The sequence below is a fragment of the Rhizorhabdus sp. P4_G6 genome, assembly GCF_056401045.1.
This window is the reverse complement of record NZ_JBFUKC010000003.1, coordinates 139126-163257: the sequence shown is the minus strand read 5'-3', so window position 1 is coordinate 163257 and position 24132 is coordinate 139126. Positions and strand designations below refer to the sequence as shown.

24 protein-coding genes are annotated in these 24132 nt (G+C 65.3%); 15 read left to right on the top strand and 9 right to left on the bottom strand.

Annotated elements, in window-relative coordinates; all coding sequences use genetic code 11:
- Positions 1–14: 14 nt before the first annotated feature.
- The 5 genes from AC1DPF_RS04905 (at position 15) to AC1DPF_RS04885 (ending at position 4587) form a co-directional block, all read left to right on the top strand.
- The gene (locus tag AC1DPF_RS04905; RefSeq protein ID WP_477960029.1) at positions 15–740 is read left to right on the top strand and encodes a DUF2334 domain-containing protein; all 726 of its coding nucleotides are present in this window, start codon (positions 15–17) and stop codon (positions 738–740) included.
- A gap of 88 nt (positions 741–828) precedes the next feature.
- Positions 829–1737, top strand: coding sequence for a hypothetical protein (locus AC1DPF_RS04900; protein ID WP_477871097.1), 909 nt, complete (start codon positions 829–831; stop codon positions 1735–1737).
- Positions 1734–2237 carry a DUF2141 domain-containing protein gene (locus AC1DPF_RS04895; protein ID WP_477960028.1) on the top strand — a complete coding sequence of 168 codons (504 nt, stop codon included), beginning with the start codon at positions 1734–1736 and terminating at the stop codon, positions 2235–2237. The genes AC1DPF_RS04900 and AC1DPF_RS04895 overlap by 4 nt, the downstream gene beginning before the upstream one ends.
- Positions 2234–3412, top strand: coding sequence for a glycosyltransferase (locus AC1DPF_RS04890; protein ID WP_477871100.1), 1179 nt, complete (start codon positions 2234–2236; stop codon positions 3410–3412). The genes AC1DPF_RS04895 and AC1DPF_RS04890 overlap by 4 nt, the downstream gene beginning before the upstream one ends.
- Complete coding sequence (locus AC1DPF_RS04885) at positions 3409–4587, top strand: glycosyltransferase (protein ID WP_477871102.1); 1179 nt, start codon at positions 3409–3411, stop codon at positions 4585–4587. Before AC1DPF_RS04890 ends, AC1DPF_RS04885 begins: the two co-directional genes overlap by 4 nt.
- Here the strand turns inward: AC1DPF_RS04885 and AC1DPF_RS04880 are convergent.
- Both AC1DPF_RS04880 and AC1DPF_RS04875 read right to left on the bottom strand, forming a co-directional pair.
- Positions 4541–5620: a glycosyltransferase gene (locus AC1DPF_RS04880; RefSeq protein ID WP_477871104.1), complete on the bottom strand. Its 1080-nt coding sequence runs from the start codon at positions 5618–5620 to the stop codon at positions 4541–4543. The genes AC1DPF_RS04885 and AC1DPF_RS04880 overlap by 47 nt on opposite strands.
- A complete protein-coding gene (locus AC1DPF_RS04875; RefSeq protein ID WP_477871106.1) occupies positions 5620–6825 on the bottom strand; it encodes a hypothetical protein in 1206 nt (401 codons plus the stop codon). Before AC1DPF_RS04875 ends, AC1DPF_RS04880 begins: the two co-directional genes overlap by 1 nt.
- On the opposite strand from AC1DPF_RS04875, the gene AC1DPF_RS04870 reads away from it, so the two are divergent.
- From AC1DPF_RS04870 to AC1DPF_RS04860, 3 genes are all read left to right on the top strand, one after another.
- The gene (locus AC1DPF_RS04870) at positions 6824–6976 is read left to right on the top strand and encodes a hypothetical protein (protein ID WP_477871108.1); all 153 of its coding nucleotides are present in this window, start codon (positions 6824–6826) and stop codon (positions 6974–6976) included. The two genes, AC1DPF_RS04875 and AC1DPF_RS04870, sit on opposite strands and share 2 nt — an antisense overlap.
- A gap of 30 nt (positions 6977–7006) precedes the next feature.
- Positions 7007–7576 carry a phosphatase PAP2 family protein gene (locus tag AC1DPF_RS04865; protein WP_477960026.1) on the top strand — a complete coding sequence of 190 codons (570 nt, stop codon included), beginning with the start codon at positions 7007–7009 and terminating at the stop codon, positions 7574–7576.
- A 153-nt stretch (positions 7577–7729) separates the two neighbouring features.
- Entirely contained in the window at positions 7730–8293 is a 564-nt protein-coding gene (locus tag AC1DPF_RS04860; protein ID WP_477960024.1) for a nuclear transport factor 2 family protein, read from the top strand.
- A gap of 123 nt (positions 8294–8416) precedes the next feature.
- Here AC1DPF_RS04860 and AC1DPF_RS04855 read toward each other — a convergent pair whose 3' ends face one another.
- From AC1DPF_RS04855 to AC1DPF_RS04845, 3 genes are all read right to left on the bottom strand, one after another.
- Positions 8417–9553: a helix-turn-helix transcriptional regulator gene (locus AC1DPF_RS04855; protein WP_477960022.1), complete on the bottom strand. Its 1137-nt coding sequence runs from the start codon at positions 9551–9553 to the stop codon at positions 8417–8419.
- A 237-nt stretch (positions 9554–9790) separates the two neighbouring features.
- Positions 9791–10582, bottom strand: coding sequence for an SDR family NAD(P)-dependent oxidoreductase (locus AC1DPF_RS04850; protein ID WP_477960020.1), 792 nt, complete (start codon positions 10580–10582; stop codon positions 9791–9793).
- A gap of 1 nt (position 10583) precedes the next feature.
- Positions 10584–11531 (bottom strand): NAD(P)-dependent oxidoreductase, encoded by a 948-nt coding sequence (locus tag AC1DPF_RS04845; RefSeq protein WP_477960018.1) that lies wholly within the window; start codon positions 11529–11531, stop codon positions 10584–10586.
- 157 nt (positions 11532–11688) lie between these two features.
- Here AC1DPF_RS04845 and AC1DPF_RS04840 point away from each other — a divergent pair, with 157 nt between their 5' ends.
- The 4 genes from AC1DPF_RS04840 to AC1DPF_RS04825 all read left to right on the top strand — a co-directional run bounded on the left by AC1DPF_RS04840 (position 11689) and on the right by AC1DPF_RS04825 (position 17173).
- Positions 11689–14145, top strand: a complete 2457-nt coding sequence (locus tag AC1DPF_RS04840; RefSeq protein ID WP_477960016.1) for a membrane-bound PQQ-dependent dehydrogenase, glucose/quinate/shikimate family — start codon at positions 11689–11691, stop codon at positions 14143–14145.
- 32 nt (positions 14146–14177) lie between these two features.
- Positions 14178–14450, top strand: a complete 273-nt coding sequence (locus tag AC1DPF_RS04835; RefSeq protein WP_477960014.1) for a hypothetical protein — start codon at positions 14178–14180, stop codon at positions 14448–14450.
- Positions 14451–14553: 103 nt separating this feature from the next.
- Complete coding sequence (locus AC1DPF_RS04830; protein WP_477960012.1) at positions 14554–16815, top strand: molybdopterin-dependent oxidoreductase; 2262 nt, start codon at positions 14554–14556, stop codon at positions 16813–16815.
- 85 nt (positions 16816–16900) lie between these two features.
- Positions 16901–17173, top strand: coding sequence for a hypothetical protein (locus AC1DPF_RS04825; RefSeq protein ID WP_477960010.1), 273 nt, complete (start codon positions 16901–16903; stop codon positions 17171–17173).
- A gap of 83 nt (positions 17174–17256) precedes the next feature.
- Here AC1DPF_RS04825 and AC1DPF_RS04820 read toward each other — a convergent pair whose 3' ends face one another.
- Positions 17257–18462, bottom strand: coding sequence for a cytochrome P450 (locus tag AC1DPF_RS04820; RefSeq protein WP_477960008.1), 1206 nt, complete (start codon positions 18460–18462; stop codon positions 17257–17259).
- Between the two features lie 145 nt (positions 18463–18607).
- Between AC1DPF_RS04820 and AC1DPF_RS04815 the strand changes: the two genes are divergently transcribed.
- The 3 genes from AC1DPF_RS04815 to AC1DPF_RS04805 are packed head-to-tail and all read left to right on the top strand — an operon-like array spanning position 18608 to position 20484.
- Positions 18608–18928, top strand: a complete 321-nt coding sequence (locus tag AC1DPF_RS04815; protein WP_477871130.1) for a 2Fe-2S iron-sulfur cluster-binding protein — start codon at positions 18608–18610, stop codon at positions 18926–18928.
- Between the two features lie 44 nt (positions 18929–18972).
- Positions 18973–19590: a TetR/AcrR family transcriptional regulator gene (locus AC1DPF_RS04810; protein WP_477960006.1), complete on the top strand. Its 618-nt coding sequence runs from the start codon at positions 18973–18975 to the stop codon at positions 19588–19590.
- 45 nt (positions 19591–19635) lie between these two features.
- On the top strand, positions 19636–20484 hold the full coding sequence (locus AC1DPF_RS04805; RefSeq protein ID WP_477960004.1) for an SDR family oxidoreductase: 849 nt from the start codon (positions 19636–19638) through the stop codon (positions 20482–20484).
- A gap of 331 nt (positions 20485–20815) precedes the next feature.
- On the opposite strand, the gene AC1DPF_RS04800 is transcribed toward AC1DPF_RS04805, so the two are convergent.
- The 3 genes from AC1DPF_RS04800 to AC1DPF_RS04790 are packed head-to-tail and all read right to left on the bottom strand — an operon-like array spanning position 20816 to position 23580.
- Positions 20816–22087 (bottom strand): MFS transporter, encoded by a 1272-nt coding sequence (locus AC1DPF_RS04800; RefSeq protein WP_477960002.1) that lies wholly within the window; start codon positions 22085–22087, stop codon positions 20816–20818.
- Positions 22088–22130: 43 nt separating this feature from the next.
- On the bottom strand, positions 22131–23228 hold the full coding sequence (locus AC1DPF_RS04795; RefSeq protein WP_477960000.1) for a Gfo/Idh/MocA family protein: 1098 nt from the start codon (positions 23226–23228) through the stop codon (positions 22131–22133).
- Positions 23229–23286: 58 nt separating this feature from the next.
- Positions 23287–23580, bottom strand: a complete 294-nt coding sequence (locus tag AC1DPF_RS04790) for a hypothetical protein (protein ID WP_477959998.1) — start codon at positions 23578–23580, stop codon at positions 23287–23289.
- Between the last annotated feature and the right edge of the window lie 552 nt (positions 23581–24132).

The following is a 24132-nucleotide window of genomic DNA, read 5'->3' as shown; positions in this document are numbered from 1 at the left end:
CGACTTCGCGCCGCATGCTGGCATCGATTCACGATGTCGGCCCGCGTTTTTCCGATGCGGTCGATCGCCTCGCCGATCGGCTCTCGGACAAGCTCGGCGGGCCACGTTTCGCCCTGCTCGTCGTGCCCGACCATTGGGGCGAGGCGCCGATCGCCCGGGACGCCGCCTTCCACCGGCGCCTGCGCGACTGGCATGCGAATGGCGCCGAGATCTTCGTCCATGGCTGGTTCCACCGCGACGACAGCACGCATCGCGGCGCGGCCGCCTTCAAGGCGCGCCACATGACCGCGCGCGAAGGCGAATTCCTCGGCCTCGGTCACGACGTCGCGCTCGCCCGCATGACCGCGGGCAAGGCGTTGATCGAGGACATCATCGGCGCGCCGGTGGCCGGCTTCGTGGCGCCGGCCTGGCTCTATGGAGCCGGTGCCCGCAGCGCGCTGGCCGAGGCGGGTTTCGCCCTGGCCGAAGATCATCTGCGGATATGGTCTCCGCTCGACGGCCGGGTGCTGGCGCGCGGGCCGGTCGTCACCTGGGCCAGCCGCAGCCCGCGCCGGATCGCGAGTTCGCGCCTTTTTGCGGCACTCGCGCGGCATGCCCTCGCCGGCGCCGAGATCGTCCGCGTCGCCGTGCATCCCGGCGACGCCGCGATACCCACGCTCCTGGCCAGCATCGACGCGACGCTCGCCGCGCTGATGCGCAATCGCATAGCGGGGCGATATGCCGATCTCCTGCAACGCTGATGACACAACAATAATCTAGGGCTGCGGTGCGGGTCCATCGACCCGGTGCCGTCCATCGCTGGACAGGGCGAATGGGAGATCCCTCACGGTGTCTGCAGAAGCGCTTGCAATTTCATCCCGCCTACCACCCCTTCCCCTTCCCGATCGGCGCTGGCAAAAATGGCTGTCAGCCGCGATATCGCTGGCGCTGCTCGCGACGATCGCGAGCCAGCTCGACAAGATCGGCATGGTCCGGCTGCGCAACGACCTTCCGGCGGCACCGGCGTTCTGGTGCGCTCTGGGCGCCTATTATCTCGCTTTGCCGGCATCCGAGTGGCTGATCTACCGCCGGTTGTGGAAGCTGCCGGCGGCTGGTTTCGCCGCCCTGCTCCGTAAGCTGGTGAGCAACGAGGTACTGCTCGGCTATAGCGGCGAGCTCGCCTTCTACGGTTGGGCTCGTGCGCGTTCGGGGCTCAGCTCGGCCCCGTTCGGCGCGATCAAGGATGTCAGCGTTACATCGGCATTGGCGGGCAATGTCGCTACGCTCGCCATGGTCGTCGCCGCCTGGCCCTATCTGGGCGCCCTGCACCTGCCGATATCGCGCAACGAGCTGGTCGGCTCGATCGCGGCGGTGCTCGCGATCACCGCCGCGATCGGCCTGCTCCGCGGCAGGATATTCTCGCTGCCGGGCCGGGATCTGCGCTTCATCACGGCTATGCATCTCGCCCGGCTGGCGACGACCACGCTGTTGTCGATCCTGCTGTGGCATGTCGGCGTGCCCGGCATCGCCCTGTCGAGCCTGGTGGTGCTTGGCGCCCTGCAACTGCTGGTCACCCGGTTGCCGCTGGTGCCCAACAAGGACCTTGTGTTCGCGGCTACGACGATCCTGCTGGTGGGCGGCGACAGCCGGATCGGCGCACTGGTCGCCCTGATTGCCGCCCTGATCCTCGCCACGCACCTGGTCGTCGGCGCCGCCCTGGCCGGCGCCGATCTGCTCGAGACCGCGAAGACTTCATGATCGCGGCGACATTGGCGGCGATGACCATGATCGCATCGACTCCGTCGCTGGGCACCGCAGAGGGCCGCTGTCGTTCGCCCGAGCCCGGCCCCGCCTTCGAGGTCGTGGTCACGGGGCTGAAGGATCGCAGCGGCGAACTGCGCCTCGAACTCTATCCCGACAATGACGCTGACTTCCTGGCCGACGACAACAAGCTGCTCGCCACTGGCAAGACATTCGCCCGCGTCGTCGGCGCGCCTCCCGCGGCAGGTGTCGTGGAGTTGTGCATCAGGGCGCCGCGTCCCGGACGCTATGCGCTGATGCTCCTCCACAATCGCAACGCAGGCCGCAAATTCGACCTGAGAACTGACGGCGTCGGCTTCGCGGGCAATCCCCGGCTGAGCTGGTCGAAGCCGAAGGCGGCGAGCGCCGCCGCCGTCGCTGGCCCGGGTGTTACCCGGCTCAGCATCATTCCCAACTATTGGCACGGCCTGTCGATGCGGCCTGTGGAGGTCCCATGAAAATCGTCGATGTCTGCGCCTTTTACACGCCCGAAGGCGGCGGCGTACGGACCTATGTCGAACAGAAGCTGCAGGCCGGGGCGGCCGCGGGGCATGAGATCGTGATCATCGCTCCCGGTGCGACGGACGGCGTCGAGCACCGCCGTGGCGGGGGCAGGATCGTCTATATCGCGTCCCCGACGCTGCCGCTCGATCGCCGCTACCGCTACTTCGCCGATCCCGATCGCGTACATCGGCTGCTCGACGCCGAGCGGCCCGACATGGTGGAGGCATCCTCGCCATGGCGCACGGCGTCCATCGTCGCCGGCTGGCGGGGCACTGCGCCCCGCGCACTGATCATGCATGCCGATCCCCTGGCGGCCTATCCCTATCGCTGGTTCGGCGGGATCGCCCGGCGCACCGCCATCGACCGCCAGTTCCAATGGTTCTGGAACCATCTGCGCCGCTCCGCCGCAGCCTGCGACATGGTGGTCAGCGCCAATGACAGCCTGTCGCGCCGGCTTCGCCTGGGCGGGCTGCCGTCGGTGGAGACGATCCCGATGGGAACCGATCCGGGCCTGTTCTCGCCGTCGCTGCGCGATCCGGCGATCCGGCGGGACCTGCTGGGGCGATGCGACCTCGACGAGGATGCCCTGCTGCTGCTCGGCATCGGCCGCCATGCCGCGGAGAAGCGCTGGCCGATGGTGATCGACGCCTGCCTGCGCGCCGGGATGCAACGCAGGATCGGGCTGGTGCTGATCGGCGAAGGCCGCGATCGGGACAGGGTGTTGCGCTACGCCGGCGCGAGCCCGCACGTCCATCTGCTTGCGCCGATCCGTGATCGCCCGCTGCTGGCGCGGGTGATGGCCAGCGGCGATGCCCTGATCCACGGCTGCGAATGCGAGACTTACGGCCTGGTCGCGGCGGAAGCCGCCGGCTCGGGCCTGCCGCTGGTGGTGCCGTCGGAAGGCGGTGCCTCCGACCTTGCCAGGCCCGAGACATCCGAAACCTACCTGCCCGGGGATATGCGCGATGCGGCGCGCGCGATCCTGCGGCTGGCGGCGCGAGACCAGGCTGAGCTTCGCCGCGCCGCCGCGCTGGCGGCAGGCCGGATCGGAACGATGGACCAGCATTTTGAGCGGTTGTTCGCCGCTTATGCGGGCCTCCGCCGCATCAGCCGTCGTTTCGCCGCATGATCGCGGTGCCGGCCCGCGCCAACCACATCCTGATCATTCTGCACGACTTTTCGACGGGGGGAACCGAACGCGTCGCGATCCGCATGGCCAGCCGCTGGGCGAAGGCCGGGCGGCGGGTGACGATCCTGTGCGGCACGCACGACGGCCAGCTGCGCTCGCTGGTGGATCGCTCGATCGACGTCGTGGCGGTGCAGCCCGAGATCCGCCGCGGCCTGTTCTCCCGCTGGAGCCTGGCCGTCGCCTTTGCTCCACAGGTCCGCGCGCTGCGGCCCGACCTTATCTTCGTGCCCGGCAATTTTCACCTTGCGGTCGCCAGCCGCCTCGCCGGTCTGCTCGGCGAAGACCGCCCGCCGATGATCTGCAAGCTCAGCAATCCGCTGCATCGCGCCGGTCGCGGGCCTGCGCGGCAATGGCTGTTCGAGCGGGTCGCGCGGTGGCTGGCCGCACCGCTGGACGGCTTTGTCGCGATGTCGGAAAGCCTGCATGCCGAAGCAACGCGCATTCTTGGGGAGCCTTGGATCGGCATGGTCGCCGAACCCATATTGGACGATGCGCCGGTCGCGTCGAGCGCCGCCGAGGCGAAGGACGTGCGGCCGCTGATCCTGTGCATCGGACGGTTGGTCAGGCAGAAGAACTTCATCCTCGCCATCCGCGCCTTCGCGGTCGTCGCCGCCCATCGCAACGCGCGGCTCCTGATCCTCGGCGAGGGCGATCAGCGCGCCGCGCTTCAGCGCGAGATCGAGCTTTCGGGCCTGTCCGACCGGATCGAGCTCGCGGGCCACGTCGCCGACGTCCGGCCCGCGCTCGCCCGTGCCGCCATGCTGCTGATCAGTTCCGATTTCGAGGGCTATCCGGCCGTCGCGATCGAGGCGCTCGCCGCGCGCCGGCCGATCGTCGCCACGCGATGCTCGCCGGCGATCGACGAGATCATGCTGCATCCGTCGTTCGGCCGGATCGTCGATGCAGATCCCTTGAGCATCGCCGAAGCCGTCACGGCCATGCTCGATACGCCGCCGCCGGACGAGGCCGCGCTGGCTCAGCTGCTGGATCGCCACCGCCTGGGCAGCGCATCGGCGCAATATCTCGAGCTGTTCGACCATATGGTGCGAAGATGGTCCGCAGGGTCGGCTAGAGTGCGCTCATCCGCTGCAATATCTCCTGCCCCCGCGCAGTGAAGGCTTCGCGGCTATAGCGAGCGCGCACGCGCCGTCGCGCAGCGTCGCCCAGCGAACCTAGCATCTCCGGATAGAGCAGCATGTGGCGCAATGCTCTGGCGAGCGCGCCGGCATCGCCCGGCGGGACCAGCACGCCGCAGCAATTGTCGACGCTGTACTGCATCTCGCCGACCGCCGAGGCGATGACGCCGACACCCGCCTGCATCGCCTCGTGCGCCGCGATGCAGAACCCCTCCGCCCGCGATGGCTGGAGATAAAGATGCAGCCCGGCCAGGAAATGCGGGGGACGCTGCGTAAAACCGGCAAGCCTGATGTTGGCCAGCCCTCCATCGGCGATTGCCGCCTCCAACGCCGCATGCTGCGCGCCCTCGCCGGCTATGACGATCTCGAACGGCATCGGCGCCGAGAAGCCCTCGGCCTTCAGGATAGCCAGTGCCGCGACCAGAACGTCATAGCCCTTGTTGGGGTGAAGCCGGCCGAGGCTGCCGATCCGGATCACTTGCCCAGGCTGCCAGGGCGGAGCCTGTGGCGCGTCGGGATCGGCCGAGAAGATCGGCCAGCACATCAGCCGATCCGGATCGACCTTCAACCGTCTCGCCGTCAGCTCGGTCACGCATTCCGAGTCCCCCACCCAAAGCGATGGCAGCCGCCGCATCAGCCGGAGCATCCGCTCATTGGCCGGCCTGAGATGGGCATTATGCTGCCAACTTATCACCGGCAGGTGCCGCCGCAGGCCCACCACCTGTCCGATCAGCGTCGCCCGCGTCAGCGATGTCCAGATATGGGTCGCACGCCAGTCGCGCACCTGCCCGTCGAGCCAGTGGAAGGCGGCGAGATGATCGTCTTCGCCACCCGGACGGACGGCGACATCGAGCCCCGCCGAGAGCAGCGGAGGCAGCGCCAGCCGGTTGCGCGGCGTCAGCGCCAGCACCCGGAGCGCGGCGCCCTGCGATTGCAGCACCTGCGCCACGGCGCGCAGCGGTGTTGCGGCCCCCCCGCCCTCCATGGAATTGATGGCATAGGCGATGCGCATCAGGCGTAGGCGCGTTGGCCGGGCGTCGTGTCGAGGAAAACTGCCGCGCGGCCGAGCAGCGCGGCAACCGCACGCGCCGCGCGGTGCGACGAGGGCTCGGCGCTAAGGTCGAAACTATGGTCGAACAGCTGTCGCTGGATCGGCTCGTAGCGGGCGGCATGCTCAGTCCGCGCCAGTTCCAGCTTTTCTCCGAAACGGGCCAGCTCCTTTACGACCGGCCCCGCGCGCCAATGCAGGAAGTTGGGATCATCCTCGCTGCCGGTCCCCTGCGCATCCAGGAAAAGACAGGGCCGGGGCCGCAGGAGGAATTCATAGACCTGACTGCTCACGTCGCCGAGGTAGATGTCGGCGCGATTGGTGTAGGTCATTGTCGTCGACAGCCGGCTTCCGAGATCGATGTGGATGTTGGGCGCCCGCAGATAGCGCTCGTCGATATGGCCCGGCCGGCTGATGCGCAGCCGGTCCACCGTCAGCACGAAGGGCCGCTCGAACAGCATCACATGCGGGGCGAAGATCAGATGATAGTCGTCATGCGCGACGAACCAGTCGAGGATCTGCCGGCCCCAGCGATACCAGGAGGACAGGTGTGGCGAAACATGCGGGTTGTAGAGGACGATCGGCCGCCCGTCGTTGCACATGGGATGCACCGCGGGGCGCGGATCGATCAGGTCGAATTTGGGATAGCCGACCACGGTGATGCGGTCCTCGGCCAGGCCGGTCTCGCGGATCAGCCGCTCGCGGATCTTGCTGCCCGATACGAGCACATGATCGAACAGCGCGCTGGCCTTGTCGAACCCGATCGCGCGATCGCCGGCGCCGTGGCGCGTGTGGATGATCTTCAGGTCGGCCAAGCCATGGCGGGTCTTGAGCACCAGCGAGGTCTTCTCGGCAACGACGAGCGCGTCCAGTGACCTGAAGAAGTCAAGATTGTCGCCGTATATCAGCAATTTGGTCGCCGGCAACATCGTTTCGAGCGCATGCGCGACGCGGATCGCGGCGCGGCTTTTGAGGCCAAGCTCGACGAGCCGGATCGAGCGTCCGATCGCGCTTCCGCCCAGCCGCACGACTTCGGCGGTCAGGCGGCTATTGGTGGTCGCCACGATAATCTCGAGATCGACACCCGCCTGGCTGAGCGCCAGCGCGATCGGCAGGCTGTGCGCAATCTGGTGAACCTGATCGTGATTGAAGAGAAATCCCACCCGCATGATGGCTCTGACGCCACCGCATCCTCAAACCCGCATCATGATGTCCAAACTAGTGAAACGTCGGTTGATCAATCCTGGCACCCAGCGCACTGATGGAGACGGCGCGACCACAGTCACGCAAGGCCTCATCAACAAAAAGGACATGAACTGAGCGCAACGAAGCTGCGGGAACGGAGCGCCAGTGGCGTCACCGGCCGTTCAGGGTGACTGGACAGGCGACGTGCAAGCCGGAGGCAGCATGCTGCTTGGTGGGGGCGTTGCTTACGGCCTCAAGCAGCTCATTCACGAAGAGCGGCCCGATCATAGCGATCGCAAGAGCTTCCCGTCGGCTCATACAGCCGAGGCTTTTGCCGCCGCAGCGACGCCCGAAAATCGGTACGGCTGGGAAGCGGGGCTTCCCGCGCTGGCGGTGGCCACGCTGGTGGGCGTCGCGCGCGTCGAAGCGCGCAAACACCATTGGTACGATGCCGTAGCGGGCGCGGCGATTGGCGCTGGAAGCGGTTTCCTGCTCACCTCGGCCAGGAACGGCACAGTGCGGCTCGTCCCCTGGGCGGACGCGGGCGGTGGGGGCCTGGCTCTCGCGGCGATCGGTCGCCATCAGATCAACAGACTCCCCATTGGCACCCGTGCTAGCGAATGTCCTGACCATGCCCTCTCAAAGGGACACAAAATGGGCCTATTCTCTCGCCCAGCGATGGCCGAAGCGCTCCGGCTTGCCGGGCGAAGGAGGGCATCCAGCTCAGCGCTGTGATCGCCGAGGAGGCGACAACCTAATCTTTTAGGATTAGAATGCGATTGAGGATCATAAGCATCCGGGACGAAGTGACCTTCCGTCGACTCGTGTATCTCATCAGTCCGATTCAATAACATTTGGAACACTTCCTAGGTTTTAATCGCGGAGAGGATGATGGAGATCTTAGAACGATTGGCGCGATCTGCAGACAAGGTGCAAATGCTGATCGATCATTTTGAGATAAGGGAAGTGATCGAGTCCTATGTTCATGCCTGCGATCGCGCCGACGTCGATGCGGTCATCGACGTCTACGCAGAGGAAAGTTGGGACGATCACGGTCACATGAAGGCGCGTGGACATGATTATGCTCGAACGGTCACGGACGCCTTGTTGACGAAATGGGATAGCTGCAACCACCTTCTTGGCCAATCCCGCATCAAGGTGTCGGGCGACACGGCCGGCGCGGAAACTTTGTTTTACGCGACGCAGACGCGGCACGAGGATGGCGTTGAGATGCTCGACCAGCAACTGGGTCGCTATATCGATCGGCTGGAACGGATAGACGGCCGATGGTCGTTCATTCATCGCCGCTGCATTCAGGAATGGATGTCGAGTCGGCCGCTTGGCGGAAGTATTGTCGATATCGCGGACTATTTGCGCGGTCAGCGGTCTGAAAGCGACCTGTCCTATGAGGTGCTCGGCCTCGGCAAGGGTTGTTCTCGAATAACGCGGTGAAACGTCAGCATGACGGGCGAGAAAACGATCGTCGATAAATCGAATCGCCGCTCACCACTGTAGAGATGCCCCTCGATGAGATCGCCGTCGCCGGCCGATGGCATTGTCCTGCCGTCCGATTAGCTATTGTATGGTGTCGTACCGCCCACGACCCAAGGGGGCCAAGCTGTTTGCAACCCGGTTCACAAGCTCCGAACGGTTTCTAGAGTTTGTCTTAGAGAACATCGACCGCAGATGAGTGCGCGCAGTGTTATGAGCTATCTTCAATTCATTCTCGATTGATTCCATTCTCATGCTATTTGCGAGACGGAACGCGATATTGGCCTCTGTTCTTGTGAAAGAGAATTTTTTCTGAAGGAAGGCCACATCGCAATCGTCCAGCGCCTCACTTAACTTTAGAAAAATGATCGCCAGTCTATCTACGCAGCCGGTAGAGTTCAGCTTTATCTCGCGTGAGCGGATGATGATATTCATGGAGCCGTTCGCTGATCGCAAATTCATGGCGTGGGAAAAAGCGGACCCATGGACGCTTAACGCCTCCCTGATGGATGAAAGCAGTTCGCTCCTATCCATGTCATTGGTGGCGTGTATCTGATCCCCTCTCGCCTTGAAGAAATCGCCGGCCTCTTCCAATCGTCTCGCGACGCTATTGAGCATGACCGGTGGCTGATCATGTCTCACTAGCACGACGCCAATGCCGAGTTGATCAAGAGCATCGACATGGAGATCTTTCTGCATCCGAATTTCAGCAAGCTCACCACGCAAGGCTATGGCACGCCGAAAATGCCCTGCGACCATCCCGAGCAAGGTTTTGTCCCTTTCTGAAAAGGGCTTGGCGCTGGATCCACGACTGCAGTGCAGGGTGTATTCAGCCTGGTCCATGATGGCAACGAAGGCGCAAATGGTCCTGCCTATGTCGCAGCGGCGCAAATGCGCGACGATTTCTGGTCGCAACGACTGACTATGCCAGTCGATCACCCGGATCTCATTTTCGTGCACGCCCGCAACGGGCAGGAGGTCATAGGGGCTGAATTGATCCCAGGATGCGATCATCTCTTCCGACAGGTTCGGCGCAGCGATGTGCAGATAATTACGCGATGCACGACCCAATATCGTAGCCCGCAAGATAGCGGTGTCGACGTTCATCGCCTGACGCACCGCTTCTAACGCCTTTTCCCATCCCACGGGGCTCTTTATGCCATCATAGATAGCAGAGAGTAACAGATTCGATGTCTCGAACGCTTCAATGTCGGAGACCATCTCTCTTCCTCGGATTATATCTTCGTGAAGTTCATCAATTGCGCCGTACTATGTCAAGACGCTTCGAGTGAAGGTTTCGCTAAGCCGCCGGTCGCATAAGCCCGGGACTGGTGCTGCAACTCGCGACGTGGTCGCCAGCCCAGTCCAATGATGATGCGACCGTCGGAGCCCCTGGCGTTTCGAGTTCACTCAATCCGGCTCACGTATCCGTCGATCTCCTGGTCGTCGCTCGGCAGATCAGTCGCCCAGCTGGCGATATTGCTGGTTCTGAAGCGTCGTGTAGCCGCCCTCGACCGCGAGACAATGGCCGGTCACGAAACTCGCGCTGTCGCTGCACAGCCACAGAGCGGCGTTCGCGACCTCGTCGACGGTGCCGAAGCGGCGCATCGGACTGTCCGCCGAAAGCGCCGCGAGTTCCTCCGGCGTGGAGCCCGACCAGGCATCGGTCATGATCGCGCCGATCAGGATCGAATTCACGCGGATATTGTCCCCGACCGCTTCGGAAGCGGCGGCGCGCGAAATGGCGACCACACCCGCCTTCGCCGCGCAATAGGCGCTCATCCCGACGAGGCCGATGACCGCCGCCGCCGAAGCCATGTTGACGATCGCGCCGCCGCCCGAACCGCGGATCGCCGGGATCTGATGCTTGAGTCCGTGGAAGGTGGAACCGAGGTTGCGCGCGATCTCCAGTTCCCACGCCTCGGCCGAAAGGCTCTCCAGCATGACGTAGGCGCCTTCGCCCGCATTGTTGATCGCGTAATGGAGCGCTCCGTAGCGGTCGAGCGCTGCCGCCGTCAGCGCCGCCATATCCTCCGGCTTGGTGACGTCGGCGGACCGGAAAAAGGCCTTACCGCCTGCCGCTTCGACCAGGGCCACGGTTTCCGCGCCTTCCTTCTCGCGCCGGCCGGTGACGACGACGCTGGCGCCGGCGCGTCCGAACATCACCGCCGTCGCGCGGCCGATCCCGCTCGTCGAGCCGGTGACGAGCGCCACTTTGCCGCTGAAATCGAATGTAACCTGTCCCGTCATGTCAGCCCTTTCCCTCGACCACGATCTGTCGTGGCCGCTCGCCCGTCAGCAAGGTCCGCAGATTGAAGTGGACCAGTCCGTTGAGCGCGTTGCGCGCCTCGTGGGTCATGCCGCCCACGTGCGGGCTGAGCACGAGGTTCGGCACGTCCGTCCAGCGCGCCGGATCGGTCGGCTCGTTCATGAAGACATCGAGTCCCGCGCCGCCGAGGCGGCCGCTCTGGAGCGCGTCGATCAACGCATCCTCGTCGACCATGAAGCCGCGCGCGATGTTTACGAACAGCCCGTCCGGTCCGATCGCATCGATGACCCGCGCGTCGATCAGCTTGGCCGTATCCGCGCCGCTCCGCGCGCAAAGGACGAGGATATCGCACCATTGCGCGAGCGCGTGGAGGCTCTCATGCCGACGCCAAGGCACATCCTTCGGATTGGGGCCCCACCAGCCTATCTCGCGGCAGAGCGCGTTCAGCCCCTCGGCCACCGAATGCCCGATCGGGCCGAGTCCGACGATGCCGACCCGATCCGCGCGGAGCGAGCGGCGAAAGCCCGGCCAGCCCGCATGCCACGCGCCGCTGCGCACATGTTGATCGTTGCGTAAGATCTGGTGCCGCACGGCCATCGTCAGCCCCACCGCATAGCTTGCCACATCGCCGCTATGAGTGTCACCGCCCGAGGTGACCGTGATGCCCCGCGCGCGCGCTGCCTCGAGGTCGACACCCTCGATCCCCGCCGACGGCGACACCATCAGGGTCAGATTGGGCAGACGGTCCATCAATTCCACCGGCACATGATTGTGCCCCGCGAACATGATCGCGCGAATGCGCTCGCGCTCGCGCATCACTGCCGCCTCATCATCCAGCCGGACGATGATGAATTCGTCCGCGAGCGGCGCCAGCATGTCGACAGCGCGGGGTTCCGTCAGCAGGACCGCAGGTTTCCCGGTTCCAGACATGCATCCTCCCTCTCTTTTCCGCGGAATATTATGGGTGTGATCACGTACGGATATGTTCAAGCGGACGATTGGCGCGCATTTCGCGTCCGAAGGGATGTGGCCTCGGCGGCCCTGCATGATAGGCGATTCCCGACGAAACGGGCGAAGGGTGATGGGGATGGCGCGACGCGAAGTGGGCTGGGCGGCTGAGGATGGCAGCGGTCCGGCGATAGGGTCTCCCGGTTCGCCCGGCGGCGGCGCTGTTCTCGCCCGCTGGCTCTACGCTTTTGTGTTGGGCGCGATCGCCATGGCCCTCCTGTTCGGCGGTTTCCGTCTCGTCGCGCTCGGCGGAAGCCTTTATTATCTGCTCGCCGGATGTGCGCTGGCCTGTTCGGCAGGGCTGATCGCGGCGGGACGCCGAATGGGTCTCACCCTCTACTGGCTGTTGTCGATCGCGACCGCCGCGTGGGCGGTCGCGGAGGTGGGACTGGACGGATGGGCATTGCTGCCACGGATCGGCGCGTGGATCGGGCTGGGCATGGGGATGACCGTGCCGCTGTTCCGACGCAGCCTGAAGGGGGGCACGCTGGCGAAACGCGCCTGGCTGCTGCTGTTCGCTGCGGCACTGCTCGCGGGATATGCGGTTCATGCGGTACTGCCGATGCCGGTCGATCCTCGCTTTCAGGCAGGAACCGCGCCGTTTCCCGACGTGCGGGCGAGCGGTGCGGTATCGCAAGGAGGCGAGTGGCGGAGTTGGGGCCATGACGAGGCCGGCACCCGCTACAGTCCGCTGACCCAGATCACCCCCGCCAATGTCGGCGATCTGAAACCGGTGTGGTCGGCATCGATCGCCACCGGGCCGGCCGGCGATACCGGCGGGCTGGAGGTCACGCCACTCATCGTCGGCGACACCCTTTACGCCTGCAACGCCGCCGGAGAGATCTTCGCCCTCGATGCCGAAAACGGGCACGGCCGCTGGCGGGCGTCGATCGGCGATGGGCACGCGCGGACTTGCCGCGGCGTGGCCTATTTCGCCGCGCCGCGAGCCGTCGGCCCTTGCGCCAGGCGAATCATTGCGGCTGGCGGCGCGGCTCTCCTCGTGGCGCTGGATGCGGAGACCGGCCGGCGCTGCGCGGGTTTCGGCGACGGCGGAGAGGTGAATCTGCTCGCCGGCCTGAGTGCGGCGCCGAAGGGCTATTATCAGGTGACGTCGGCCCCCGCGATCGTCCGCGGTAGGATCGTGCTGGGCGGATGGGTTTCCGATGGCCAATATGTGGGGGAGCCATCGGGCGTGATCCGGGCCTTCGACGCGATCACGGGCAAGATGGCATGGGCCTGGGACATGGGCCGGCCGGATCGCAGCGGCCTGCCGCCGCCTGGCGAAACCTACACGCGCGGTACACCCAACAGCTGGGCGCCGATCAGTTCCGACGAAGCCTTGGGCCTCGTCTTCCTGCCGACAGGCAACGCCACGCCGGATTATTTCGGCGGCCATCGCCGGGCGATCGACGACCGGTATTCCAGCTCCGTCGTCGCGCTCGACATCGTCACCGGCAAACCGCGCTGGTCGTTCCAGACGACGCATCACGACCTGTGGGATTATGACGTGCCCGCACAGCCGATTGTCATCGACCTACCGGGAACGGGTGGCGCTATTCAAAAGGCGATCGTCCAGGTGACGAAGCGCGGCGAGATCTTCGTGATGGATCGCCTGACCGGGCAGCCGCTGCGGCGCGTCGAGGAGCGGCCCGTGCCGCAGGCGGGCGCGGTTCCGGAGGAACGGCTGGCCCGGACGCAACCCTTTTCGGTGGAGATGCCATCCTTTCGCGGCGCCGACCTGCGCGAAGCGGACATGTGGGGCCTGACACCCCTGGACCAACTATACTGCCGCATCCTCTATCGCGAATCTCGCTATGAGGGCACGATGACGCCGCCCGGCCTGGAACCGTGGCTCAATTCGCCCGGCACCATCGGGGGCATGGATTGGAGCGGAGCGGCGATCGACGTCCGGCGCGGCGTGATGATCGTCAACAGCAATGCGTTCATCTACCGCAATCGACTGGTCCGAAGGCTGGAGGCGGAGCGACGGGGTTTCAAGCCGCTGGGCGAAAATGGCGGCGGATCGGACGTCGAGGGCGGCGTGCCGCAGATCGGCACTCCTTATGGAGCGATCATCGGCCCGTTCCTCTCGCCGCTCGGCGTGCCCTGCCAGGCGCCCCCCTATGGCCGGCTCAGCGCGGTGGACCTAGTGTCGGGCAAGCTGATCTGGTCGCGGCCTCTCGGTGCGGCGAGCGGGAGCGGCCCGCTCGGCTACCATAGCCACATTCCCTTCACCCTCGGCACGCTCATGGTCGGCGGGCCGACCGTGACTGCATCCGGGCTGGTCTTTATCGCCGGCACGCAGGACAGCCGGTTGCGCGCGATCGACGTCAGCAGCGGGCGCGAGCTGTGGCATGCCATGCTGCCGCGCAACGCCTTCGCCGTTCCGACCGTCTATCGCGGGGCGCGGACGGGGCGGCAATATGTCGTCGTCGCGGCGGGCGGCCTCAAGGCCCTCGGCGGGAACGACAGGGCAGAACTCGTGGCCTACGCGCTCGGCGGGCACGATTCTCACCCGCCTCGTCGCGCTCAATAGGGAGGGGCGGCCGAGGAGGCGCGCGCGGGCTGGTGCATTATCTGCGCCCCGAATTCCAGGACTCCGGCTATCGCGCGCCGGTCGCGGCCACGCTCGACCTACTAGGGGAGGCATCGGCAGCACTAGTCAGCAACATCATTCCGTGGCCGTCGACCTTGACCGAGCAGCTCGGCGCGGTGCAGTCCATACTCGCGACCGCACCCGCGCCGCTTCGCGCAGGAGACATCGCCCGCAGCTTCAAGGGCAGGCGCGCCGCAACGGTCCGTCCGGTGGTCGATGCGCTGGCCGGCCTCGGCATGCCGTGATCAGGGCCAAGTCCGGTCGGACGGGCCGGCTCCCTTATCCTCCGAATGGACGAGGCAGTCGCCGGAAATTCGATTGATGATCCGGGTTGGGAGATTTAAATCGATGGCTCTACAACCTTTTCCCCGCATTTGTCCGACCTGCGAGGCCAGCTGCGGGCTGGTGATCGAAGCCGATCCCGTCAGCGGCGAAGTGGGCCGGGTGTCCGGCGATCCGGCCCACCCGTCGAGCAAGGGCTACGTCTGCCCGAAGTCGCAGGCGATCAAGGCGCTGCGCGACGATCCGGACCGGTTGACCAAGCCGCTGATCCGCGAAGGCGAGGGCTTCCGCGAGGCGAGCTGGGAGGAGGCGCTGGACTTTGCGGGCGCCGGGCTCAGGCGCGTCGTGGCTGAACATGGGCCGACCGCGCTGGGCATCTATCTGGGCAACCCCACGGCGCATGTCGCCGCGTTGCAGATGGTCGGCGGCTCGCTGCTCGGGGCCATGCCGGCGCAGCTCACCGGGGCGGCGGCGATCGACAACTTCGCGCGCAACATGGTCGATGCGTATCTCTATGGCGATATCGGCAACGTTCCCGTCCCCGATGTGGACCGCACCGATTTCTTCCTGATCTTCGGCGCAAACCCGCTGGTGTCGCATGGGAGCATGTTCGGTGCCCCCGGCATGCCCGGACGGCTCAAGGCGTTGAAGGCGCGCGGTGGACGGCTGGTGGTGGTCGATCCGCGCCGCACGCCCACCGCCGAGCTGGCCCACGATCACTTCGCCATCCGCCCGGGCACCGACGCGCTGCTGGCGCTGGCGATGATCGACACGCTGTTCCGCGAGGGGCTTGTGCGCTTCGGCCGCATGGACGGGCACGTCTCGGGACTCGAGGAGTTGCGCACCGTCGCGGCGAAGTTCACCGCCGAACGCGTTGCCCCCCTAACCGGCATCGCCGCGGAGCGCATAACGCAGCTCGCGCGCGACTTTGCCGCCGCCGGCAGTGCCGCCGCCTACAGCCGTGTCGGCATCAATACCCAGAGTTTCGGCACTCTCGGTGTCTGGGCGATAGACTGTCTGAACATCCTCACCGGCAACTGCGATGCCGAGGGCGGAGTGTTCTTCCCCGAGGGCAGCCTGCCGGTGTTCACGCACGATCCCTATGTTGGCGATCAGCCGCCTCATGGTCGCTGGCGCTCGCGCGTCTCGGGCGCGGCTGAGCTGGGCGGCACCATGCCCACCCATGCGATGTGGGAGGATATCGAGACGCCGGGCCCCGGCCGGATCCGCGGCATGACGATCATCGCCGGCAATCCCGTGCTGTCCAACCCGAATGCCGGCCGCGTCGCCGCCGCGCTGGACAGCCTGGACTTCCTCGTCGCGGTCGACATCTACCTCAACGAGACTACGCGCTTCGCCGACGTCATCCTGCCGCCCGGTGATCATCTGCGCCACAGCGAGTTCACGCTGATCTGGAACAACTGGATGGTCGAGGACGTGATCTCGTGGTCGCCGCGCATCCTGCCCCCCGATCCGGACGGCCGCACCGACTGGAGCATCATCAATGGTCTTGCCGCGCGCTTCGCCGGCGTCGACGAAGCCGCCTACGACCTGCGCTGCGCGGTGGAATATCTGTCAAGGCAGGCGCCGCAGCTGCCGCGCCTGCCCGCCGGGGCGGACATCGCCGAGCTGCTGGCCCGCGCCGACGGCGAGGACTGGCCCGAACGCATCTTCGATATCCTGTTGCGCGGCGGCAAGAACGGCGACGGCTTCGGCAGCCATCCTGGCGGCCTGTCGCTGGCGCGACTGCGCGAGAGCCCGGCCGGGATTTCCTTCGGGCCCATGTCGCCGGGACGCCTGCCCCGGGCGATCGCCACCCCGGACGGCAAGCTCGCGCTCGCGGCCGCTCCGTTCCTCGCGGACATTCCCCGGCTGGAGCAGGCGATCGACGAGGGCAAGTTCGCGCGCGGCACGCTGCGCCTGATCGGCCGTCGCGAGATGCGCTCCAATAATAGCTGGATGCACAATCTGCGGCCGCTGGTGAAGGGGCCGAAGCGCTGCACCGCGATGATCAACCCGGCCGATGCCACCCGACTCGGCATTGGCGAGGGCGACGAGGTGCGACTGCGCTCGCGCGTCGGCGAGATCACCCTGCCCGCGCGCATCACCAACGAGGTCGGGATCGGCACCGTCTGCGTGCCGCACGGCTGGAGCGAGGCGCAGGACGGTTCCCGGCTGACCCTTGCCCACAGCCTGCACGGCGCCAACTATAATCGCCTGAGCGACGACGCTGCCTTCGACGTGCCGAGCGGCTGCGCAAGCTTCAATGGCACGCCGATCGTCGTCGAGCGGGTGAACCCGGCCGCGGAGCTGCGTGGCGCGGCTTGAGTGCGCCTGCCATGGCGGGCGTCGAGCTTGAAAGGCTGGTCGCCCGGCAGGCGTCCGGGGGCGGGCGGTCGAGTTGGTTCACCGCATGTATGGCGCGTTTTCGCAGCTGGTCAACGCGGCGATGGCGGATGAGGCGGCCGCGATGTGCACCGCCGCCGCCGCCAGCTGTGTGAGTGATCGCGGGATGGGGGCGCCGCTCGTCGACCGCTGGACGGGCAAGCCGATCGATCCCGCCGACTATCGGAATCGCGGAGTGGAATATGTCGCGCACGCCACTGGCCGCAACGATTACTACCCCTCGCCGGAGATGCACGAGGATGCCGTCGTCGCGCTGCTCGGGGCGACGCGGCGGTTCTGACCGCAAGGCCAGCAAATGGAGACAACGCTACCCGTGGCCGGGAACAATGACCGCCCCGCCGAAGAGGGGGCGGTCATGCTGGATCAGACGTCCCACTCCAGAACGAGACGCGCCACGCAATTGACCAGACCGGCCGAATAGCGGGGCGGGTCAGATTCGCTGACGCGGAAATCCGGGATGGCCTTCAACCATTCCTCGATGAAAATCCTCATTTCAAGCAAGGCGAGCAGCTGCCCCGGGCACCGGTGGGGGCCGGCGCCGAAAGCGCTGTTTTCGCCCTCCTTGCGATGAAAGTCGATGTTGTAACCGTCGAGGAAGCGGCGATCATCGATCCCCGCCAGCAAGGTCGATGGGAAAACCTTGTCGCCCTCCTTGAAATGGATCCCCTTGTAATCGAAGTCCCGCGAAAGCGTGCGCGCATTGGTCGCGGGGGCAAAACGCCGTATCATCTCGTACACTGCAGCGGGGATGAGCGACGGATTTTCGATCAGCTCGCGGCGGCTTTCGGGGTTGCGCGCGAGATATTCGGCCATGAAGCCCATGCTGGATGCCACGGTGTCCAGTCCGCCAAATAGCACGACCGTGAGGACGCTGATGACGTCATTCTGCGAAAGCTGCTCGCCCTTGATCTTGGCGTGGACGACGGCGCTGATCAGGTCCGACCCGGGCTGGCCCCGGCGCTGCTCCGTGATCGGCACGATATATTCGATCATCTTGCGATAGGCTTCAGGAACCGCCTCCGGCCCGCCGCGCGTGACCTGCTCGGTCAATTCCAGGAGGTAGGGAGCGTCGTCCATGCTCAGGTCGGCCAGCTGCATGAAGATGGCGATCGGCAGCTTGAGGGCGAAATCCTGCATGAATTCGCAAGTGGCGGCCGACTTGAAGCCTTCGATCAGGCTTATTGCCAGATCGCGGGTAGATTGCTCCAGCTCATTGATCTTGCGGGGGGTGAAGAAGGGATTCACGATGATGCGATAGCCGAGGTGTTCCGGCGGATTCGCTTCCAGCGGCAGAACCCGAATCGGTTTCGCCCCGCCCGGCATGGATATGTCGTGCATCGAGAAGGGGTCATGGTTCCGTTGGACATAGTCGATGTCCTCGAACCGCATGGGCAGCCAATGTCCCCCGTGATACGGCGTCCAGACGAAATCCGGGCTCGTCTGCTGAAGCGTGCGCCATGCGCCGTGCACGTCGTGGTCTCGGCCAGGAGGGGCGAAGATATTGAAATCACGAACACATTCCGGCGGCACATTGTCGGGAACGGGCGCCTTGGTCGCCACAGCGGTCATGATATCCATCCTCCTCCTACATTCGCCCTATCATGCTCCGCTATGAACTTTCGCTGCGGAAGCCATTCGGAGTGACAGGGTTTGACGCGAGCCATGCGGGCACGATAAAGAAACATTTCTTAATCGGCAAGGGCAGAGCAGGATCGTGAAAGTCAGGTTTCGGAACGTAGACGGCGACGTCCGGGAGATCGATGCCAGCGAAGGCACCACGTTGAAGGACGCAGCGCTGCAATCCACGGTCGCCGGCATCATCGGCATGTGTGGCGGCTATGCGAATTGCGCGACCTGCCACGTCTATGTTGACAAGGAATGGATGGACAGGCTGCCGCAGATCGAAGAAGCCGAAGATATCATGCTGGAAGGTACGGTATGCGAGCGGACCCCGCTCAGCCGGCTTACCTGCCAGTTGGTGCTGACGCCTGACCTGGATGGCCTGACGGTGACCCTTCCTGAGCGTCAGATGTAATGCGAAACAGCCGCCGACCCAGAGACGGCCTTATGGGAAATGCAGTGGCACCCAGGAAAGCGGGCGCGCTGTCTCTGTTGGCTGCCGGTGAAAAGCTGTTCGGGCTGCACGGCATCGCTGGCGTGTCGATCAGGCAGGTCAATTTTGCCGCCGGAATGTCCAACAATTCCGCCGTGACTTATCACTTTGGCGACAAGGCCGGTCTCCTGACCGCAATTTGCATGTGGCGGATGCCCCAGCTTCTGGAAGCCGCGAATGCGGAATATGAAAAGATCGTAGCGGAAGACCAACTTGACGACGTCTCCAAGCTGATCGGCGCCCTGCTCCGGCCCTATCTTGCTATCAAGGATGAGGATGGCCGGCATCCCCATGCGGCGTTCATCAATCAGTTGTTGCGCTCCCGAGAGGCGCGCGCCATTCGCACTTCGCTTTACGACGATTCAGATCCCACTTTGCGAATATTGCAACGTCTGGAAGAACTTCATCCCAACGTCCCGAAAGTCTTGCTGCATTACCGCTTGCGCATTATGGGCATGGCATTCTTCGATGCACTGATCGAATGGGAACGTCAGGACCATGACCTGGAAGTGCTCCGTTTCACCCTGGACGAGCTGATTAATGAAATAGCCAACATGTCGGCAGCCGCCTGTTCGTCGGAATGAACAGCAATCACACGCAATATCTTGGAAATTCGGAGGAATTAACACATGAACGATGTTGTTGTGGTTACCGGCGTTCGTGGTCTCGGCCTTGCCTGCGCCCGCCGGCTTGGCGTTGGCAAGCAACTCCTGCTGGCGGACAACAACCCCGAGACCCTGGCCCGCACCGCGCAGGAATTCGAGGACGATGGCTACAAGGTGCTGTCCGCCGTGGTCAACGTCGCCGACCCAAATTCCGTGAATGAGCTAGCCGATCTTGTATCCAGAACCGGACGGCTCGCAACCTTGGTGCATACGGCGGGTGTCTCTCCGGGCATGGCGGATTGGGAGACGATCTTCAATGTGAACCTCGTCGGCACCATTCACGTCCTCAACGCTTTCAAGTCGCTGGCCGTACAGGGCACGGTGGCGTTCGTTACCGCCAGCAACGCTGCGTATTACGCTCCGGTCCCGTTGGATATCGAGGAAAAGCTGGCGCTTGCACCGATCGAGGAACTGAAGGCGGTGGTGCAGAGCGTGAGCGGCCACGACACCGGCATCGGGTCATACTGGCTTGCAAAGCGTTCCAATCAGCTCCGCGTGCAAGCGCAAGCCGCCGAGTGGGCTGCCCGGGGGGCGCGTTTGCTCTCGATCAGCCCGGGCATCATTTCGACGCCGATGATCCGTCATGAACGCAAGCAGGGAGCACCTATCGACCAGACCATCGCCAGCCAGCCGATTGCGCGCCTGGGCATCGCCGAGGATATTGCCGCCGCGGTTTGTTGGCTTGCCGGCCCCGAGGCATCCTACATCACCGGCACAGACCTGCTCGTCGATGGCGGCATGCAGGCTTCCCTGCGATGGTCGAAATTGTCGACCGAATATCTGGAAAATTTCAAGACGGATACGAACTCATAGGGTCCGGGCGAGATCCGAGCGCCTGTCGCTGCGCCCCTTCGTCCCGATCCGAATGCCCCCGCTGGTCCTGTCAAAGGGAATAGCCGGCTGGGTTTCGCGCTCGACAAGCCATTCCTCAATGTCTGGCTGTCATAGCCTTTGTCGGCGGCCAACTCGGCCGAAGGCGGCATCCTTCACATGCCGGACCTTTCGCCCTCAGGCCACCGCCACTCGGCAATTCATAGCCGCGGCTGCTGAGAGGAGAATGTCTCCGATATCTGTCGCCTCGCGTCGGATAACCTGACAGCGCCCTTCTGCCCTTTCGCCAATCGGCTTCCGGATGGTCGCGCCGTCACTCCGTTTCTGGTCCGCCGGCTCCCACCTGCGTCGCTGCGGCGCGGGGCGTCCCCAGCGTCGCGGCGAGCAGCCCCGCCACGGCACAGCCCAAGGCCAGCGCGACCAGCGCGGGATCATAACTGCCGAAGCGATCGAACACCTCGCCCGCCATGGCCGAGCCGACGCCGAGGCCTGCGCCGTAGGTTCCCATGATCAGTCCGAACAGGACGCCGTAGCGGCGCAGGCCGAAGTAATGGCTGGTGAGAAACGCGACCACGTCCACCTCCGCCCCCATGCCCAGGCCGATCGCCGCCGCCGCAACCACGGCCATGGTCATGCTGCCGTCGAAGGCCAGCATCAGCAGGCAGGCCACGATCAGCACCGCAAAGGCCAGGGCTGCCACAAATGGTGCGGGCAAGCGGTCAAACAGCAGGCCGGTCGTGATCCGGCCCGTGATCATCATCGGGCCAATGATCAGCGCGGCCGAGGCTGCCCGGGCCGGAACCATGCCCGCATCGATCAGCATCGACTGGAAATGGAGGAGAAAGGTGCCGACCGCTGCGGCCACCAGCAGCAGCGCGATCGCCAGTCGCCAGAAGGTCCCGGTCGAGAGCGCCTGCTTGAGCGACAGGCCCGGCAGGGATGCGGCGCCGGCGGCGGCAAGGCGTCCCGCCGCCCGCCCCCCGCCCTCGTCACGGAACAGCAGCAGGGTCGGCAAGAACATCAGCAGGCTGGCCGAGACCGCAAGCACCAGGAAGGTACCCCGCAGTCCGGCCCAGTCCAACAGCGAGAGGACAATCGTCGGCATCAGCGAGCTGACGACGCCCGAGCCGGACAGCGCAAGGGCGAGCGCAAGGCCCCGGCTCGCGCGGAAATGCCGTACCACGCCCATGGTCCAGACGACCGGCCCCGAGAAGTTGGAACAGACCGCATAGACCACGCAGGCCACGTACCAGCCCGCCAGCGCAGGGCCGGCCCAGGCGAAGGTGGCGTAGGACAGGCCGAACAGCGGAGCCCCGATCAGCGCCACCCGGCGCGGGCCGAAGCGGTCGGCGGCGGCCCCCGCCAGCAGGTTGGTGAGCGGCCCGGCCAAGGTGATGATCGTCACGCCCAGCGCCACCTCCGCCCGCGACCAGCCATAGGCGGCCGTGATCGTGCGCATCATCGTGGCGACCGCCGGATAGTTGATGGAGGCGACGGCGATCCCGATGGTGGCGCACAGCACCAATGGCCAGCCGCTGCGCCATTCCCGGCCTACAGCGCCGGCCGCTGCCTTGCCATGGTTCACCGGGGCTCTCCTGCGATCGTTGTGGACAATGTCGGGGCCGAACTCATGCGAGATCGATCCACCGCCCGGTCTGCCTGGACCGTTCCACCGCCTCGATCACCGCCATGTGCGCAACCCCGTCGTCGAACAGCGCCATGGCCGGATTGGCGTAGCCGCGGTCGCGAATCTTCGCCCCGAAGGCGGCGGACAGCGCGACCTGCTCGGGATAGCCGATGTCCGAGGCGTGCGACCGCTCATAGATCGTGTCTCCCATCGGGTGCAGCGGCGCGGGGGCCTCTGAGACCCGCGGACCAGTGCCGAGTAGCTGCTCGGCGAGATCGGTGGGCACTTCCGGTTCGTGGGCGCCGGTGCGGTCGATCAGCGACAGCGGCGCATAGCCGACCGTGGTGGAAGCGATCGTCGCGTCTGCTCCGGAGATGCGCAGCACGTCGAGAAAGCCGTGGTCGCGCGTGGTGCCCGACATCACGCCTTGGCAGCCGTTGGCCAGCGCAAAGGCGAAGGAATAGCCGTCGTCGGAATCCATGCCCCGGTCAGCCCCCACGTGGGTGCCGCCGGCCACCGCACCGAATTCGCCCAGCGCATAGCGGATGACGTCGATGCCGTGGGCATTGTAGTTACGCAGCCAGCCACCGCCCTCGGCCGCCGACCGCCACCAGGCCGGGATCTGCGGCACAGGCTCCGCACAAAGGCCGGCGTTGAACAGAGCCTGGACGTGCACCGGCTGCCCGATCCTGCCCTCGGCCACCAGCCGCCGCGTCAGGGCGTTGCGCGCAAACCAGCGGAACTCGTGGGAAATCGCATGGGCCAGGCCGGCTTCGTCAGCCGCGTCGCGCATTTCGCGCGCATGGCCAATGTCGATGGCGAGCGGCTTTTCACACAGCACGTGCTTGCCGGCCGCGATCGCCTTCATCGTGAACGGATGGTGCGTCACTGGCGGGGTGGCGACGATCACGGCGTCCACGTCGCTGTCGATAGCCTCCTCGAACGAAGTCAGCGCCTGAGGAATGCCGAAGTGGCGCGCCCGGGCGGCGGTCTGCTCGGGATTGCGTCCGACCAGCGACTGGATCGTGAACCCCGCGCCCCGCAGCGCCCTGACGTGGAGCGTGCAGCCGATGTTCGTCCCGATGATGGTCGCCTTCAATGGTCGGGTCATGGTCATTCCTCTTTGGTCGAATTCGTAGCGGGGCGGCCCGGGCCGCTCAGAGCCGGTCGAGCAGATCGCCGGTTGCGGCCATGCACCGCCCCAGCCGCGTCGGCGCATCCTTCCCCGCAGGATGCCCAGCGGCGGGCTCGCCCACCCCCGGCACCATGCGATGATGGACCGCTCCCTCGAAATAGGCGGCGAAGGGCCACTGCGGCCGCGAGGTCGGTGACGTGCCGCAAGGATGGTGGATGCCCCCCCAGATGTCCTGCAGCTCGCGCAGCCTAGTTATCCACGCGCCGTCCGGCTCCGCACCGAACACGGCGAGATTTTTCACAATGGCCGAGCCCATGCCGCTCCTCGAACCGGTGACGAGCGCACGGCGTCGGGCGATACCAAGACCATCCAAACCTCCCCACAGCTTTGATTTCGAACATACCTGTCAGCTGTGCTCGGGGCCGACGTCGTCTGATTGGCCTAGATGCAATGCCGTTCCTTTTGTGATTCTGATGGTTATGAGGATGTCGACCGGATCGCGGCCTTCCTGTCGCGGCGACACCGGACCAGGAGGTCGCGCACCTCGCCTTCCTCGTCAACAGTACGCAGCAAGGCTCGCCGCCGATCCGCACGACCATCTCGTCGAGGTGCAGAGAGGTGAGGGCTTCGCAGCCCTGCAGTGGTCGGCTGGAGGCACCGCCGAACTTACCATCCCAGCGCCGCACCGTCTCATAGCTGACCTCCGACGGCCGGCGACATGCGGCATTAGCCGACATGGGCATCTGCCAGCTTCCCGAATTCTATCCTCTGCCGCATATAAGCTCAGGAAAATTACGGCCCATACTCAGCGAGTTCCAGCCGGACGAAGATCCGATATGGGCTCTATCCACAGCGCCGGCATCTGTTA